Here is a 15,724-nt window from a genome sequence, read left to right as displayed (position 1 = left end):
GCCTTCAGCCTTCAGCCTTCAGCCTTCAGCCTTCAGCCTTCAGCCTTCAGCCTTCAGCCCTCGGCACCCCGTGCGGCCCCCGGCCTCACCCTAACGCCGACGGCTCGGGCCAATACGGCACCTCGTCGATGTCCACCACCGCCGCGGACCAGGTGAAGCCCGCGCCGACGCCTACCAGGAGAACCCGGTCGCCCGGGGCGAGTTGCTTGGTTTCCAGGAGGTGGGTGAGGCCCGCGAACTGGTCGCCGGCGCCGAGGTGGCCGATTCCCCGGCTCCATGGCCAGGTCGTCCGCTCGGGGTCGATGCCGAACGGGCGGAAGTACGTGGCCTCCAGGCGGCGTCGGCCCAGGTGCGGGAGTACGAAGCGGTCGATGTCCGTCAGTTCGGCGCCCGCCTCCTCCAGTGCCCGGGTCAGCGCACGGCGCTGGCCGCCCGACACCCAAGCGATCGCCGACTGCCGGCCCACCCGGTCCAGGAACTGGCGCTTGCACTCGTCCAGGTCCACCCGGCGCGGCCCCTCCTCGGGCAGCGCGAAGGGATGATCGCCGCGATGCATCCCCTCCAGCCGGGGCTCGGACACCGTCACCAGGCTGCGCAGTCTGGCGAAACCGCCAGTGCGGCTGATTACCAGCGCCGCCCCGCCGTCCGCGTACACGGTGCCGGGATCACTGTGCCACCGGTCGAAACCGGGCGGCCCGAACACGTCGCCCGCGGTCAGCAGTACGGCGGGCCGCGCGGTGCCCGCCCGTAGAAAGGCCGCGCCCAACTCCACCGCCGCCATGCCCCCGTTGGAGACCTGGCGCACCTCCAGGGCCGGGCACGGCTCGTGCTCCCCGGGCAGTGCCAGCGACTGCACGTACGCCGCCGAGGACCACAGGTCGTGCCCCTGGTCGTACAGCGTCGCGTGCAGCACCAGGCCGATGTCCGACGGGTGGTGCCCGGCCCGTTCCAGCGCGCGCGTCGCGGCCCTGGCCGCCAGGGCCGGGCCGGAGTCCTCGGGGGCCGCGACGGTCACGGAGGTGATGCCGGTGCGCGTGGCCTCGGCGGCGGAGCACTCGCCCCGGGCCACCGCCTCCCCGGCCGTCACCTCGGGAGGGAGGGAGGCGGCGCACCCGGCGATGTACAGATCGTCGAACGTCATGCCGTCACTGTCACCGGCCGCCCTCGAACGGGGGTCGACCGTGCCTCGACCGTGCCTGGAAGCCCGCTCGAACGCCGGACCGGCTCCCTTCGGCGTACGCCCCCGTCATGCGCGCTCCCCGCCGTACTCCACTCCGGTTCGAGGGTGATTCGAGGGCGCGTGACGAGCCTGGAACGGACGACGGACAGGCCCGGTCGGCGGTGGTCTGCGGACCGATCAGCGGCATCTGTGGCATCAGCGGCCCCACACGGAGGGACACACGTGACACGCGAGACCGGAGCCGGTCGGCCGGTGGCGTTTCTGCTGCCCGGCCAGGGCTCGCAGTACATCCGGATGGCGGCCGGGCTGCACGACTGGGAACCGGGCTTCACCGAGTCCGTCGACGCCCTCTTCGCCGCGCTCGGCGCGGACGGGCGCAGACTGCGCGACGACTGGCTCGCCCCGCGACCCGGCGTCGACCCCGACCATGTGACCCGCTCGCAGCCGCTGCTGTTCGCGATCGACTACGCGCTCGCCGAGATGGTCCGCCGCTGGGGCGCCTCCCCCGTGGCCCTGCTCGGCCACAGCGCCGGCGAACTGGCCGCCGGTGCGTTCGCCGGGGTGTTCACGCCCGCGGACGCCATGGGCCTGATGTGGGACCGCGCCCGGCGGCTCGCCGCGCTGCCGCCCGGCGGGATGCTCGCCGTCGCCGCCTCCGTCGCCGAACTGGAGCCGTATCTGTACGGCGAGGTCGTCGTCGGCGCCGTCAACGCGCCCCGCCAGACCATGCTGGCCGGTCCCGCCCCACAACTCGCCGACGTGACCGACAAGTTGCGCGCGGCCGGGCTCACCTGCCGTGAGGTCCGGGCGACCACCGCCTTCCACAGCCCGGCCGTGCGCTCCGCCTGCGGTACGGAGGCCTACGCCGGGGTGCGCCTCCAGGCACCCCGGACCGCCCTCTGGTCGGCGTACACCGCCGCACGGCTCACCGACGCGACCGCCACCGACCCCGCGTTCTGGGCCGCCCACCCGGCCGACCCGGTGCTCTTCTGGCCCGCCCTCGACGACCTGCTCGCCACCGGCCCGCTGCTCCTGGTCGAGACCGGCCCCGGCCAACTGCTCTCCGGGCTGGCCCGCCGCCACCGCCGGGTCCGCACCGGCGAGTCCGCCGCCGTGGCTCTGCTGCCCGCGACGGCGAAGGGCCCGGAGGAGGACCGGCGTCAGCTCGAGCGCGCCGCCGAGCTCATCCGCGCCGAGGGCCGGCCCCTCCCCGGACTCCCCGGACTCTCCTGACTCTCCGGACACTCCACCACCCCCGGAACGACCACTCACCGACCCCCCATCACCACGTGACAGAACAGGACAGACCGACCGTGCAGCACTCCTCCCGACCCGACGCACCCGCGCCCGCGCCCAGCGCGGGATCCGTCCCACCGCCGGCCCAGCGGATGATGGAGCTGGTCGTCGGCTCCTGGGCCGCCCGCGCCGTCCACGCCGCCGTCGTCCTCGGTATCCCCGAACGGCTCGCCGCCTCGGGGTCCGTCGACAGTGCCCGGCTGGCCGTGGACACCGGCGCCGACCCCGCCGCGCTGCGCCGGCTGATGGACTACCTCGTCGCCCTGGAGATCTGCGCGGGCGACGCCGAGGGCTACCGGCTCACCCCTTACGGCGATGTCCTGCGCGCCGGTACGCCCGGCTCCGTGAGCGACTACGTCCTGCTGGCCGGACAGGAGTTCTACGCGGCCTGGGGCGAGCTGCTGCACACCGTGCACACCGGTGAACCCGCCTTCGACAAGGTGTACGGCCAGAACCTGTACGCCTACACCGCGACCAACCCCGAGGCCGGGCAGCGCTTCGACGCGGCCATGAACACCGGCCGACTGCTCTTCGACCCGATCTCTCGCCTCGACCGCCTCGCCGACGCCCGGCGGGTCGTCGACATCGGCGGGGGCAACGGCGAACTCCTCGCCGAACTCCTGCTCGCCCACCCGCGACTCGGCGGCGTCCTCCACGAACTGGCGGCCCCGGCCGCCGCCGCCCCCGCGTATCTCGAGGCCAAGGGTGTCGGCGACCGCTGCGAGGTGGTCGTAGGGGACATGTTCGAGCAGGTTCCCGGGGGCGCGGACGTCTACGTCCTCTCCCGGGTCCTCGTCAACTGGGACGACGACAAGGCCGCCCGGCTGCTCGCCAACTGCGCCCGTGCCATGCCCGTCGGCGCCACGCTGCTGGTCGTCGAACGTCCCCAGTCGCAGGGCGCGCCCACACCGGTCGCGGCGGCCGTCGACCTGCTGATGATGCTCGTCACCAGCGGCGGACGCAGCCGCACCACGGCCGAGCTGCGCACCCTGCTGGCAGACGCCGGCCTCACCCCGGACGCGCCCGTGGAGCTGCCCCAGGGCTTCCAACTGCTCGCCGCGCACCGCCGCTGAGCCTCTGACCCTCACCACTCGCCCCGGGGCCAGCGCGCCGGGGCACGACATCCCCCCACCGAAGGACACAGGGAACTGTTCGACATGACCGCAACCGAACCGACCGCCGTCGTCACCGGAGCAAGCCGTGGCATCGGCGCCGCCATCGCCCGTGAACTGGCCGCCCGGGGCCACCGGGTGGTGGTGAACCACCGCGACAGCCCACTGGCCGCTGCGGCCGTGGTGAAGGAGATCGAGGCGGCCGGTGGTACCGCCGTCGCCCACGCCGCCGACATCACCCGCGCCGAGGACGCCCGTGGGCTGATCACCCGTGCCGTCACGGAGTTCGGCGGGCTGGACGTCCTGGTGTGCAACGCCAACGTCGGCCTCGGCCAGGGGACGGTGTCCACCGTCGACTGGGAGGCGTTCGCCGGCAAGGTCCACGACGAGCTGGCGGCGGCCTTCCACCCCACCCGGGCCGCCCTGCCCGAACTGGCCCGCCACGGCGGGCGGATCGTCTACCTGTCCAGCGACGCCTACCGGGGCCCGGCCGCGCCGGGAATGGCCGCCCACAGCACGGCCAAGGCCGCGCTCAACGCGTACGCCATGTTCGTGGCGCGGGAGGCCGCCGCCGACGGCATCTCGGTGAACGTGCTGTCGGCGGGCCTGGTGCGCACCGAGGCCTCCGAGTCCATCCCGCCCGAGATGTGGGACCGGATGGTGGCCCGCGTCCCCCACGGCCGGGCCGGCACCCCCGACGACATCGCCCGTGCCGTGGCCTTCCTGGCAGGCCCCGACACGGCCTACCTCACCGGCCAGATCATCTCCGTCAACGGCGGCTCCAGCCTGGGCCGTTGAACCGGACCACCACCCCCTCTCCAACACCCGATCACGCCAAGTCCTCAAGGAGACGAGACACGATGACGACGACGACCGACAGCGTTCCCTACGCCGACGTGATCGAGCTGGGGCGGCTCAACACCGCGTACGCCCAGTCGAAGATTCTGCACAGTGCCGTCGAGACCGGGCTGTTCGAGCTGCTGGCCGAGGGGGCGGCGGACGAGACCGTGATCGCCGAGCGGCTGGGGCTGAATCCCCGGCTGCTGGGGGACTTCCTGCGAGCCTTGGCCGCGCTCGACCTCGTACGGCGTACCGGTGACGGGTACGTCAACGCGCCCCGCGCCGCGGCCTGCCTGGTGCCCGACAACCCGTACTACCTGGGCAACTCCGCGCGGGCCGCCTCCGCCCGGCACTACGCGATGTGGGGCCGGCTCACCGAGGCGCTGCGCGACGGTCAGCCCAAGGCCGAACAGGCCGCCGGGCCGGGCGCGTTCGAGCGGCTGTACCAGAACCCGGAGGCGGCCCGCCGCTTCCTCGCCCACATGGACTCCGCGCACGCCCTCGTCGGCCCGGAGCTGGCCGCGGCCGTGCCCTGGAGCCGCTACCGCTCCTTCGTGGACGTCGGCGGGGCCCGCGGGCACATCGCCGCCGCCCTCGCCACCGCGCACCCGCAGTTGACCGGCGGCGTCTTCGAACTGCCCGCCGTGGAGCCGTTCTTCGACGAGCACATGGCCGAACTCGGCCTCGCGGACCGGATCTCGTTCCACTCCGGCGACTTCTTCACCGTCCCGCTGCCCGCCGCCGACGTGCTGGTCTTCGGCCATGTGCTGCACGACTGGGAGCCCGAGCAGCGCCAGTTCCTGCTGGAGCGGGCCTACCAGGCACTCGCGCCCGGCGGCGCGGTCGTCGTCTACGACCAGATGCTCGACGACGCCGAACCCGACCTCGCGTCCATCCTCGGCAGCCTCAACGTGGCCCTGGTGACCGGCGGTTCGGAGTATCTCGTACAGGACTGCCGTACCTGGATGGAGAAGGCCGGGTTCCGGGTGGAGAGCGGGCGGCGCATTCGCACCATCGGCAGCGACTACGTCCTCGTGGGGGTCAAGCCGTGAGCGGCAGCCATTCGGCCGGTACGGCCGCCGAAGTGATCGTCGTCGGCGGTGGCCCCGTCGGGCTGATGGCCGCCTGCGAGCTGGCGCTGGCCGGGGTGCGGACCGTCGTCCTGGAACGCCTCCCCGAGCCCAGCGGCCAGTCCCGCGCCCTCGGCCTGCACGCCCGTACCGTCGAGGTGTTCGAGCAGCGCGGGCTGCTGGACAAGGTGGAGCAGCAGGCGCCGGTATGGCCCAAGGGCCACTTCGCCGGCCTGCGCAAGGTCGACCTCACCAAGCTGGACGGCGACCACACCTACGCCCTGATGGTCCCGCAGTCACGCACCGAGGAACTCCTGGAGGAACGGGCGGCCGAACTCGGCGTCGACATCCGGCGCGGCCACGCCCTGACCGGCCTCACCCAGGACGACGACACCGTCACCGCCGAGATCGCCGGACCGGACGGCACGTACACCCTCACCGCCGCCTACCTCGTCGGCTGCGACGGCGGCGGCAGCCTGGTCCGCAAGCTCGCCGGTGTCGACTTTCCCGGGACCGCCTCCACCATCAACGCCGTCCTGGGCGACGTACGGATCCTGGGCGACCGGCCGGACTCGCGCGAGCTGCGCAGGCTGCCCGGCGGGCTGTTCGGGCTGATCCCGCTCGACGAGGAGTGCTTCCGCGTCGTCGCCGTCGAGTTCGACACCGAGCCGGTGGCGCGGGACGTACCGATGACGCTCGACGAGCTGCGCGACACGGCGAAGCGGGTGTCGGGCCTGGACCTGGACGTCGCCGAACCCCGCTGGCTGTCCCGCTTCGGCAACGCCACCCGCCAGGCCGAGGTGTACCGGCGCGGCCGGGTGCTGCTCGCCGGGGACGCGGCGCACGTCCACTTCCCGGCCGGTGGCCAGGGCCTCAACACCGGTGTCCAGGACGCCCTCAACCTGGGCTGGAAACTCGCCGCCACCGTGCGCGGCTGGGCCCCGGACGGACTGCTGGACACCTATCACGGCGAACGCCACCCGGTGGCCCACCGGGTCTGCATGAACACACGCGCCCAGCTCGCCCTGATGCACCCCTCCGACGACATCACCCCGCTGCGCGACATGTTCAGCGAGCTGATGGACCTCGACCAGGTCAACACGTACATCGCCGAGATGATCACCGGCCTGGACATCCGCTACCCCCTGGACGACGACGGCCCCGAGGAGGCCAGACACCCGCTGTCGGGACGGCGCATGCCGCCGCTGCGGGTGCACACCGAGGACGGGCCGACCACCGTGGCCCGGCTGCTCCAGTCCGGGCACGGACTGCTCCTCGACCTCACCGACGGCGGATCCCTCGCCCCGTTCACCGCGTCCTGCGCCGACCGTGTGCGCCATGTCGCCGCCCGGCCCGACGACCTGGCCAAGACCGGCGACCTCGCGGTGGCGCTGGTCCGGCCCGACGGCTACGTCGCCTGGGCCGCCTCCGACGGCCGCGACCACGCAGGCCTGGGCCGCGCCCTGAACACCTGGTTCGCGGCCGGCACCACCGCCCCGGCCCCCACCCCGAGCTGAGGACACCGACATCATGACCACGACCATCACCCCTGAAACGAGCGGTGACGCGATCGCCGCCCTCTACGCCGACGTCCAGGACTTCTACGCCCGGCACATGCGGCTCATCGACGAGGGCCGGGTGGAGGAGTGGGGCGACACCTTCACCGTCGACGCGACCATCTCCAACAACGCCAACCCGCACCCCGCGCACGGCCGCGAGGCCATCGTCGCGGTGATCCACCGAGCTCAGGCCGAGCTGGAACGCCGGGGTGTCCAGCACCGGCACTGGATGGGCATGCTCACCGTCGAGCCCGAGGCCGACGGCACCGTCCGCGCCACCAGCTACGCCCTCCTCATGGCCGTGTCCCGTGGCGGCGCCCCGCTCATCGACCGCTCCACCCGGTGCGAGGACCTGCTGGTACGGGTCGACGGCGACTGGCAGATCCGGGTACGCCGGGTCCACCACGACGCCATGCCCTGACCCCGACCCGGATCCGGGCATCCGGGCGCACTGAAGGGGGCCGGCTCTCGCCGGCCCCCTCTGGTGTGTCCGCTGTTCAAAGACGGTCGTACGTCGGATCAGTCGTCGAGCGTCGCCACCGCCCGGGTCCAGCCGGCGCCCGCGCGGGCCACCTTCACCGGGAAGCAGGTGACCTGGAAGCCGTACGGGGACGGCAGGGCGTCCAGGTTGGCGAGGCGTTCGATCTGGCAGTACTCGCGGTCACGGCCGGCGAAGTGGGCAGGCCACAGCACAGCGGGGTCCTGCGTCCTGCGGTACTGGTCGATGACGTAGGTGAACGGCGCGTCCAGGCTGAAGGCGTCCGTGCCGATGACCCGGACCCCGAGGTCCAGCAGATAGTGCACCGCGGGGCCGTCCAGCCCCGCGAACTCGGTGAAGTAGCGGGGCGTGCCCACGTACGCCGACGCCCCGGTGTGCAGCAGGACGATGTCCAGCGGATCCGGCGTACGGCCCAGCCTGCCGAACTCCTCCTTCAGCCGGTCGGCGCCGATCGTGCCGGTGCCGGCGTCCCGCACGTCCACCACGATCCCCGGCCGGCAGAACCAGTCCAGCGGCATCTCGTCGATGTGCCGGGCCCGGCCGTAGGACGCGGTGCCGTAGTGCGACGGGGCGTCGACATGGGTGCCCGTGTGGGTGGTCAGGGTCAGGGTGTCCATGGTCAGGAACTCCCCGCCGGGCAGCGTGTCCAGGGGGAAGTCCAGGCCGAAGTGCTCCTTCATCTCCGACGCCATGTGCCGGGCACCCTCGGCGGCGGACAGCACCTCGTGGGTGACGGGGTCCGGTTCCCAGAACTCGGCGTCGACGGGAGACGACAGGTCGATCAGGCGCATCAAAGTCCCTCTCGGGCTACGAATGTCGGGTTACGGATATCGGGTTACGGATGTTGGGCTACGGGTGCGTGAACAGGTCCGTCCGGATCCGTACGGTGCCCGGGCCGTGGGCCAGCTTGTGGAGGACCCGGCGGTACAGCGGGGTGCGCGAGACCACCCGGGCCAGTGCCGGGCGGACGGTGTCGGCGACCCGGTTGCGGGAGAGCATCGCCCGCCCCTGCATCGCCTGGAGCTTGAGCACGGCCGTGACGGCGGGCCGCCGCTCCTCCTCGAACCGGGACAGCGCGCCCACGCCGGTGTCCTTGGCGCGCACCGCCCCGACCAGCACCGGATGGAGGACCACGGCGTCCTGGAGGGCGAGGTTGATGCCCTGGGCGCCGATCGGGCCGTGCGTGTGGGCGCTGTCGCCCAGCAGGACCAGCCCGTCGGCGGCCCAGCGCTCGGCCTGCCCGGAGAAGACGTCCAGCAGTGACAGATCACCGAGCGAGCGGATCCGCTCGTGCACGGCGTCCGCGTACTCGGGCACCGCACACGCGATCTGCTCCCTGACGTATGCCACCCCGTGTTCGGCGAGCCGCTTGTAGCCGCCGTGCGGCAGGGTCCAGCCGATCTGCACGCTGTCCGGCCAGGTGCGGTACACCAGTACGGGTGCCCCGGAGCCCCGGCGCACCCGTACGACGTTCCGGCCCTCCTCGGGCGCCGGCAGTTTGAACCACAGCACGTCCTGGTCGAAGGCCTCGTCACGGACCGGGTCGATCCCGGCCAGCAGACGGACCTTGGAGTTGCGTCCGTCGGCCCCGACGACCACGCGCGCGTGCACCTCGTGCTCACCGGCCACGACCCCGCACACCTGCCCGCCCTCGCGGACCAGCGAGCCCACGCGGGCCCCCGGCAGATGGGTGAAGCCGTCGAACGTGCCGCAGGCGGCGAGGAGTTCGTCCAGCAGATGGGCCTGCGGCAGGCTCAGCAGACAGTTGTACGGGGCCGGCAGCCGCCGGTAGTCGGCGTCCAGCAGGACCCGGTCGCCCTCGACGAGCTGGAAGCCGTCGTGCGCGAACGCGCCGCGCTCCCGCGCCGCGTCCAGCACCCCCAGCTCGTCCAGCACGGCCTGACCGCCCGGCTGGAGGATCTCACCGCGGTACTCCCGCTGCGTGGAACGGGACTTCTCCAGCAGCGTCACACGGATCCCCGACCGCAGCAGCAGCAGCGACAGGGCGAGCCCCGCCGGGCCGCCGCCCACCACCGCGACGTCCGTCGTGCTCACCGGCATGGCGAACGCTCCTCTCCGGTCACCGGCACGGCTCCGGTCATGAGCATGGTGAACAGTCCTCTCCGGCCCGAGCGGTCGGGCCTCTCAGGCCAGCAGGGAGAAGCCACCGTCCACCACCAGGGTCTGGCCGTGGATCCAGGCCGCCTCGTCGGCGCACAGCAGCGCCACCGCGTCCGCGACGTCCTCCGGCACGGTGAGGCGACCGGCGGGCGTGCGCGAGGCGAGGATCCTGAGCAGCTCCGGGTTGGCGACGTTGGCGGTCTCCGCCCCCTTGTCGATCTTGGCGGTGGAGACGGCGTTGACCGCGATGCCGCGACCGGCCATTTCGGCGGCCAGATAGCGCACCAGGCTCTCCAGCGCCGCCTTGGCGACACCGGCGCCGACATAACCGCCCGGTACGACCGAGCGGGCGCCGGAGCTGGACACCGCGACCACCCGGCCGCCGTCCGGCATCAGTTCGGGCAACAGGGGAGCGGCGGACAGCAGCGGGGTCAGCGCGACGGACAGGCCGGCGCGCAGCAGCTCCGGGCGCACCCCGACGGCGGGCATCGGGTGCCAGGAGGCCGCGTTGTGCACCAGCACGTCCAGCCGCCCGTGCCGCTCGGCCACCGTGCGCAGCGCGGCGGCCATCTCGGCGGGCCGGCCCACGTCCGCCCGGACCGCCTCGACGGTGCCGGGCAGGCCCTCCAGCGAGCGCAGGACCGGTTCGGCGTCCGCCTCGGGCCCCCGGTGGTTGAGCACCACCCGGCAGCCCGAGGCGCACAGCTTCCGCGCGATGGCCAGGCCCAGGCCCCGGGTCGCCCCGGTCACCAGGGCGACCCGGTCCCCCAGGCCCGGCATCGGGGCGGTGCCGGACGGAACGCGGGCGTTCACGGGATCAGCTCTCCGCGCCGGCGGAGGACACCGGCACGTACAGGTCGGCCTCGACCTCGACCAGCGGGATCATCGCCATCACGTGCGTACGGAAGTCGTCGCTGCTGACGACCGCCTTGTGCGCCTCCGCGTCCTTCCAGCGGCCCACGTTGACGTACACCTTCGGGTTGGAGGTCGAGCGCTCCATGCGGTAGTCGACGAAGCCGGGCTGGGCCGCCATGAACTCCGCGTGGCCCTTGAACAGGCGCTCGAACTCGGCACAGTCGTCGCCCTTGACGGTGAACTTGGTGATGTGCGTGATCATGGTCATGCCTCCGAGGTCGGTACGAAGACCCGGCTGAGCGCCGGGACGGTGGTGGGGAAGGGCGCGCAGTCGGCGCTCCATACGGGCCCGCAGTTCCTTGCGGGGAGCCTTGCCGTTGGGCGAGCGCGGGATGGACTCCACGACCTCGATGTGCTCGACGGCCTGGTAGTACGGCATGCCCGCGTTGACGTCGGCGGCGATGGCCGCGATGGATGCGGCATCGTCGGCGGCGCCCTCGGCGAGGACGACGAACGCGGTGGCGACCGCGCCGTTCAGCGGATCTGGGTAGTCGACGACCAGACAGTCCCGTACGGCCGGGTGGCGTTCCAGGACGCGTTCCACGGCCGTGGGCGAGACGATCCAGTTGTCGCGTTTGAAGACGTCCTTGAGCCGGTCGACCAGCACCAGCCGCCCGGTGGCGTCGATCTGGCCGATGTCACTGGTGGCCAGCCAGCCGTCGGCGTCCACGCAGGACGGCACGGACTCGCCCCGGTAGCCGAGCATCACCTGCGGGCCGCGCAACTGCACCTCGCCCAGCTCACCGGCCCCGAGCACCGCGCCGTCGGCCACGTCGACCACGCGGGCCTCGGTACCGGCCACGGGCCGGCCCACCGAGCCGGGGCGCCAGTCCGACGGGTCGTCGAAGTGGGTCAGCGGGGAGGTCTCCGCGAGCCCGTAGCCCTGCACGACCGGCAGCCCGAAGTGCTCCGACAGCTTGCGGGCGTGCGCGGGGGAGAGCGCCGAGCCGCCGGAGGCGATCACCTTCACGGTCTCGAAGCGCAGTCCGCTGAGCTGCTCGGACGCGGCGAGCGCCGACAGCCGCATCGGCAGGCTGTAGTAGTGCGTGGCCCGGTGGACGTTGGCCAGCCGCACCGACTCCGCCGGGTCCGGGGCCGTGCACAGCACCTGGGTCGCGCCCGCCGCGATCGCCGAGTTCATGTGCATGGGGTGGAAGGTCGGCAGGTGGTTCAGGGCCACCGAGGAACCGTCCACCGCCTGCGCGTCGGCCACCTGGACGGCGTTGACCAGCACATTGCGGTGACTGAGCATGACCGTTTTCGGGGCGCCGGTGGTGCCGCTGGTGAAGTGCAGACAGGCCAGGTCGTCCGGACCGGCCGAGCGCGGGGCGACGGGCTCCTGGGCCGCCTCGGCGTCGGTGAGCAGCTCGTCAAGGGTTACGACGTCCGGTGCCGCATCCGGAGCCGGTGGACCCAGGACGACGATCCGGCGCAGCAGTGGCAGCCGCTCCCGGACGGCCGCGATCCGCCCGGCGCCGACGGCGTCGACGAGGGCCACCTCCGTACCGGACTCGCCCAGCACATGCGCGAGTTGCTCCTCACGGAGGTACGGGTTGAGCGGCGCCGCCACATTGCCGCTGCGCAGCGTCCCGTAGTAGCCGACGACGAAGTCGGGGGAGAGCAGCGAGGTGATCGCCACCACGGTGCCCGGCCGCTCGGTGCACCGCAGCAGGGCCGCCGCACAGCCGGTCACCGCCGCGTCCAGCTCCGCGTACGACAGCGAGCGGTCCCCGGCGACGAGCGCGACCCGGTCGGGATGCCGGGCGGCGCTGGCCGCGAGGAGACCGTCGGCGGGACCCTCCGGGTGATTGGGGGAGCGCTCAGTCATCGAGCCCGGCCTCCGCGTACGCCTTGGCGTGCCGGAGCGTCGCCAGGCTGTTCGCGCCGAGCGCCCCGCGTACGAACTCCTGTGCGTCCGCGACCGACTTGCCCTCGCCCAGCACCGGGACCACGGCCTCGGGCTTGATACGGATGGTGTGCCGTGAGGCGGCCCACACCTTGCCGTCCTCGGTCCGGCGCAGCGTCCAGCAGCCCGTGTGCAGGCTGAGCAGACCGGGCAGCACCAACTGCTTGTAGAGGATCCGCTCGTCGGTGACGCAGACCCGTACCGAGGCGGTGGTGTGGGTGCTGCCGTCCTTGGCCCGGGTGTCCATCTCCAGGTGCTGGAGCCCCGGCACGTCCTCGCGGAGGTTCACGGAGACCACGTGCGGCAGCCGCTCCTCCCACCGGCCCGCCTCGTACAGGAACGAGTACACGGCGGACAGATCGCCGTCGATCTCCACGGAGTCCTCGAACTCCAGTTCAAGGGCGAGTGCCTCGGCGCCGCCCTCGGCCGCGGCTTTCAGCGCGCCCAGCTCGGCCCCGCTGTTGCGGTCCACCGCCTTGGCGATCCACTCGTCGGCGTCGGGTACGTCGTCGACGGGCACGTAGTCGTGGGTGAGCAGCACGCTGCTGCCGCCGCCGGGCAGCGGCTCGATGATCCACTCGCCGCCCATGGAGGCCACCGGCGACTGCGACTTCTCCTGACGGAACGACACCCGCCGGGCCACCGGGTCCAGTTCGCGGCGCGAGGTCCAGGCCTTCACCTCGCCGTTGGCCGTGGCCCACAGGGCGATCAGCTCGGCGCCGCCCTCGGACCAGGTCCGCTCGGCGTGCACGGTCGGCCCGAACACCTGGGGCCAGCGGGTGACGTCGGCGACGATCCCGTACACCGCGTCCGGCTCGGCGGCGACCTCGATACGGTGCTCGGTGTGGCGTACGGCGGCGGGCGGGGCGCCCGTCGCGAGCTCGGAGAGCTCCATCCCAGGTCTCCTTCTCAGTAGTTGCCGAGTCTCAGTCGAGTCTCAGTCGAGTCTCAGTAGTTGCCCAGTCCGCCGCAGACGTTGATCGCCTGCGCGGTGATCGCGGCGGCCGTCGGGGTCGCCAGATAGGCCACCATCGACGCCACTTCGTCCGGGGTGGTGTAGCGGCCGAGCGGGATCTTCGCCTCGAAGCGCTTCTGGACGTCGTCCGTCGTGGTCTCCCAGGCCGCCGCGTAGCCCTGCCGGACCCGCTCGGCCATGGGGGTCTCCACATAGCCGGGGCACACCGCGTTGACGGTGACACCGGTCTTCGCCAGCTCCAGGCCCAGCGCCTTGGTGAAGCCGACGACGCCGTGCTTGGAGGCGGAGTACGGGGCGGCCATGACGACGCCCTGCTTGCCACCCGTGGAGGCGATGTTGATGATCCGGCCGTGGCCGGCGGCGAGCATCCCGCCGTCCTTCAGGACCTGACGGGTCATCCGGAACACGCTGTTGAGGTTGGTGTCGATCACGTCCTCCCAGAGCTCGTCGGTCAGCTCCGCGGTGACGCCGCCGCCGTTGCGGCCCGCGTTGTTCACCAGGACGTCGATCCGGCCGTACCGTTGCACGGCCGCGCGTACGCAGGCCTCGACGTCCTCGGACGACCGGACGTCGCAGGCGGCGCCGTCGGCGTCGACGCCCTCGGCGCGCAGTTCCTTCACCACCGACTCGACGTCGTCGGCCGTCCGCGCACACAGGAACAACTGTGCGCCGGCGCGGCCCAGTTGCTCGGCCACCGCTCGACCGATCCCGCTGGTCGCACCGGTGACGAGGACAACCTGCCGGCTGTCGCTGTCGGGCATCGCTCCACCTCCCAGTCCGCCGCGTGACCAGTTGCCCCGCGGCCTACGGAGAACCCTGGGGACGGACCCTCGAACCCGCCTCGAAACGGGGTCGAGATGCGCCGGAGGCGGGGCCCCACGAGCAGCCTTCGAGCGGAGTTCGAGGCTGGAGCAGCAGTCTCGGCGCGGCAGACCGCGCGACCGTCCGTCGCGCCGGACCAGAGCCGGGACCACCCGGCGAACGAGGAGGAACCGTGCCGTTCACCAGCCCCGTCGCGGCAGCCGGGACCGACACCGGCCGGTACGCCGGGATCCAGCACTTCTACGCCCGCCAGATGCACCTGCTCGACTCCGGGCAGGCCGACGCCTGGGCGGAGACCTTCACCGAGGACGGCGTCTTCGCGGCGAACGCGCACCCGGAGCCGACCCGGGGCCGCGAGAACATCCGCGCGGCGGCGGCCAAGGCCAAGGCCCAGCACGCGGAGGAGGGCCTCCAGGTCCGCCACTGGCTCGGCATGCTGGACGTCACCGACACCGACCGCGAGGACGGCTCGGTCCTCGTCCGCAGCTACGCCCTGATCATCAACACCCCGCGCGGCGGCCAGTCCCAGGTACACCTCAGCACGACCTGCGAGGACGTCCTGGTCCCGGCCCCGAACGGCGACTGGCTGATCAGCACCCGCCAGGTCATCCGCGACGACCTCCGCTGACCCGACCCGACGACGGCCCGCAGGACCCACCTCCCGAGGCGGTCCCACGCGGGCCGTCGTGGTGCTGCGGCGCGCACACCGTGGCAGGCGGCACCGCGTGGCCGGAGCCGCAGGACTGAGACCCGGGACGAACAGGGCCTATGGGCCCCGCATTCCGGCGGTGCGGGGGCGTCGCGGGCCGTTGGGGTGTCGCGGCGCACTCCGGGGGAGGCGGTACTGCTCGGGGCGCGCGGTCCCTCGCCGGCGACCACACCAGGGCCGGGTCCTGTGGGAACCGGCTTGCCGAGGCGGCCCTCTGCGGGGGCTGGTACCGCGCGGGCGCCCAGGCCTTGCCCGGCGGCCCATGCCGCAGCCGCAGCCGCAGCCGCAGCCGCAGCCGCAGCCGCAGCGGGAGCGGGAGCGGGAGTCGGATACAACGGGACGGAGGTCCGGGACGAACAAGGCCTGCGAGAACCCGCTTTCCGAGGCGGGCCCTCGCAGGCCGTTGTGGTTCTGGGATGCGCACTCTGGCGAGAGGCGGTTCCGCGCGGGGTGCCCAGCCCCTGTCAGGCGGACCATGCCGGAGCCGGAGCCGGAGCCGGAGCCGGAGCCGGAGCCGGAGCCGGAGCCGGAGCCCGAGACGCGAACCGCGAGCCCGAGACGCGAGCCCGAGACGCGAACCGCGAACCGCGAGCCGCGAGACCCAGGATCCGGGACGGCGGCCGAGCGGGCGCCGGAGCTGTGGCGGGGCCGGAGCCATGGCGGAGCCGGAGGCGTTGGACCCCGGTCCAGCCGTCGGTCGCGGGGGTGCCCCCTCACAC

At 72.9% G+C, this 15,724-nt stretch carries 14 protein-coding genes; 7 read left to right on the top strand and 7 right to left on the bottom strand.

Annotated elements, in window-relative coordinates; genetic code table 11:
- Positions 1-85: 85 nt before the first annotated feature.
- Positions 86-1,141 (bottom strand): ketoacyl-ACP synthase III family protein, encoded by a 1,056-nt coding sequence (locus tag AOK08_RS21665; RefSeq protein ID WP_055528666.1) that lies wholly within the window; start codon positions 1,139-1,141, stop codon positions 86-88.
- A gap of 261 nt (positions 1,142-1,402) precedes the next feature.
- On the opposite strand from AOK08_RS21665, the gene AOK08_RS21660 reads away from it, so the two are divergent.
- From AOK08_RS21660 to AOK08_RS21635, 6 genes are all read left to right on the top strand, one after another.
- Positions 1,403-2,413, top strand: coding sequence for an acyltransferase domain-containing protein (locus AOK08_RS21660; RefSeq protein ID WP_055528664.1), 1,011 nt, complete (start codon positions 1,403-1,405; stop codon positions 2,411-2,413).
- A gap of 56 nt (positions 2,414-2,469) precedes the next feature.
- Complete coding sequence (locus AOK08_RS21655; RefSeq protein ID WP_157876745.1) at positions 2,470-3,549, top strand: methyltransferase; 1,080 nt, start codon at positions 2,470-2,472, stop codon at positions 3,547-3,549.
- 84 nt (positions 3,550-3,633) lie between these two features.
- Complete coding sequence (locus tag AOK08_RS21650) at positions 3,634-4,386, top strand: SDR family NAD(P)-dependent oxidoreductase (RefSeq protein ID WP_055528660.1); 753 nt, start codon at positions 3,634-3,636, stop codon at positions 4,384-4,386.
- A gap of 62 nt (positions 4,387-4,448) precedes the next feature.
- Positions 4,449-5,480, top strand: coding sequence for a methyltransferase (locus tag AOK08_RS21645; RefSeq protein ID WP_055528658.1), 1,032 nt, complete (start codon positions 4,449-4,451; stop codon positions 5,478-5,480).
- A complete protein-coding gene (locus AOK08_RS21640; RefSeq protein ID WP_277816036.1) occupies positions 5,477-7,015 on the top strand; it encodes an FAD-dependent oxidoreductase in 1,539 nt (512 codons plus the stop codon). Before AOK08_RS21645 ends, AOK08_RS21640 begins: the two co-directional genes overlap by 4 nt.
- Positions 7,016-7,028: 13 nt before the next feature.
- The gene (locus AOK08_RS21635; RefSeq protein ID WP_055528654.1) at positions 7,029-7,478 is read left to right on the top strand and encodes a nuclear transport factor 2 family protein; all 450 of its coding nucleotides are present in this window, start codon (positions 7,029-7,031) and stop codon (positions 7,476-7,478) included.
- 98 nt (positions 7,479-7,576) lie between these two features.
- Here the strand turns inward: AOK08_RS21635 and AOK08_RS21630 are convergent, their stop codons facing one another.
- The 6 genes from AOK08_RS21630 to AOK08_RS21605 form a co-directional block, all read right to left on the bottom strand.
- On the bottom strand, positions 7,577-8,347 hold the full coding sequence (locus AOK08_RS21630) for a cyclase family protein (RefSeq protein ID WP_055528649.1): 771 nt from the start codon (positions 8,345-8,347) through the stop codon (positions 7,577-7,579).
- A 58-nt stretch (positions 8,348-8,405) separates the two neighbouring features.
- Positions 8,406-9,617, bottom strand: a complete 1,212-nt coding sequence (locus AOK08_RS21625; RefSeq protein WP_055528642.1) for an FAD-dependent monooxygenase — start codon at positions 9,615-9,617, stop codon at positions 8,406-8,408.
- An 84-nt stretch (positions 9,618-9,701) separates the two neighbouring features.
- Positions 9,702-10,490: an SDR family NAD(P)-dependent oxidoreductase gene (locus AOK08_RS21620; RefSeq protein WP_241827043.1), complete on the bottom strand. Its 789-nt coding sequence runs from the start codon at positions 10,488-10,490 to the stop codon at positions 9,702-9,704.
- Positions 10,491-10,494: 4 nt separating this feature from the next.
- Positions 10,495-12,420 (bottom strand): AMP-binding protein, encoded by a 1,926-nt coding sequence (locus AOK08_RS21615; RefSeq protein ID WP_063794107.1) that lies wholly within the window; start codon positions 12,418-12,420, stop codon positions 10,495-10,497.
- On the bottom strand, positions 12,413-13,393 hold the full coding sequence (locus tag AOK08_RS21610; RefSeq protein WP_055528637.1) for an aromatase/cyclase: 981 nt from the start codon (positions 13,391-13,393) through the stop codon (positions 12,413-12,415). Before AOK08_RS21610 ends, AOK08_RS21615 begins: the two co-directional genes overlap by 8 nt.
- A gap of 53 nt (positions 13,394-13,446) precedes the next feature.
- Positions 13,447-14,235, bottom strand: coding sequence for an SDR family NAD(P)-dependent oxidoreductase (locus AOK08_RS21605; protein WP_055528635.1), 789 nt, complete (start codon positions 14,233-14,235; stop codon positions 13,447-13,449).
- A 233-nt stretch (positions 14,236-14,468) separates the two neighbouring features.
- On the opposite strand from AOK08_RS21605, the gene AOK08_RS21600 reads away from it, so the two are divergent.
- Positions 14,469-14,924: a nuclear transport factor 2 family protein gene (locus AOK08_RS21600; protein ID WP_055528629.1), complete on the top strand. Its 456-nt coding sequence runs from the start codon at positions 14,469-14,471 to the stop codon at positions 14,922-14,924.
- The last annotated feature ends 800 nt before the right edge of the window (positions 14,925-15,724 follow it).

Origin of the sequence: Streptomyces graminilatus (genome assembly GCF_001418565.1) — a bacterium.
GTDB lineage: Bacteria > Actinomycetota > Actinomycetes > Streptomycetales > Streptomycetaceae > Streptomyces > Streptomyces graminilatus.
The sequence above is the reverse complement of the archived record's forward strand: the minus strand, read 5'-3'. Positions and strand labels throughout refer to the sequence as shown.

Coding starts and splice junctions, on each gene's coding strand:
- AOK08_RS21630 (WP_055528649.1), bottom strand. CDS start 8,347: ATGCGCCTGATCGACCTGTCGTCTCCCGTCGACGCCGAGTTCTGGGAA.
- AOK08_RS21635 (WP_055528654.1), top strand. CDS start 7,029: ATGACCACGACCATCACCCCTGAAACGAGCGGTGACGCGATCGCCGCC.
- AOK08_RS21605 (WP_055528635.1), bottom strand. CDS start 14,235: ATGCCCGACAGCGACAGCCGGCAGGTTGTCCTCGTCACCGGTGCGACC.
- AOK08_RS21665 (WP_055528666.1), bottom strand. CDS start 1,141: ATGACGTTCGACGATCTGTACATCGCCGGGTGCGCCGCCTCCCTCCCT.
- AOK08_RS21625 (WP_055528642.1), bottom strand. CDS start 9,617: ATGCCGGTGAGCACGACGGACGTCGCGGTGGTGGGCGGCGGCCCGGCG.
- AOK08_RS21650 (WP_055528660.1), top strand. CDS start 3,634: ATGACCGCAACCGAACCGACCGCCGTCGTCACCGGAGCAAGCCGTGGC.
- AOK08_RS21615 (WP_063794107.1), bottom strand. CDS start 12,420: ATGACTGAGCGCTCCCCCAATCACCCGGAGGGTCCCGCCGACGGTCTC.
- AOK08_RS21610 (WP_055528637.1), bottom strand. CDS start 13,393: ATGGAGCTCTCCGAGCTCGCGACGGGCGCCCCGCCCGCCGCCGTACGC.
- AOK08_RS21645 (WP_055528658.1), top strand. CDS start 4,449: ATGACGACGACGACCGACAGCGTTCCCTACGCCGACGTGATCGAGCTG.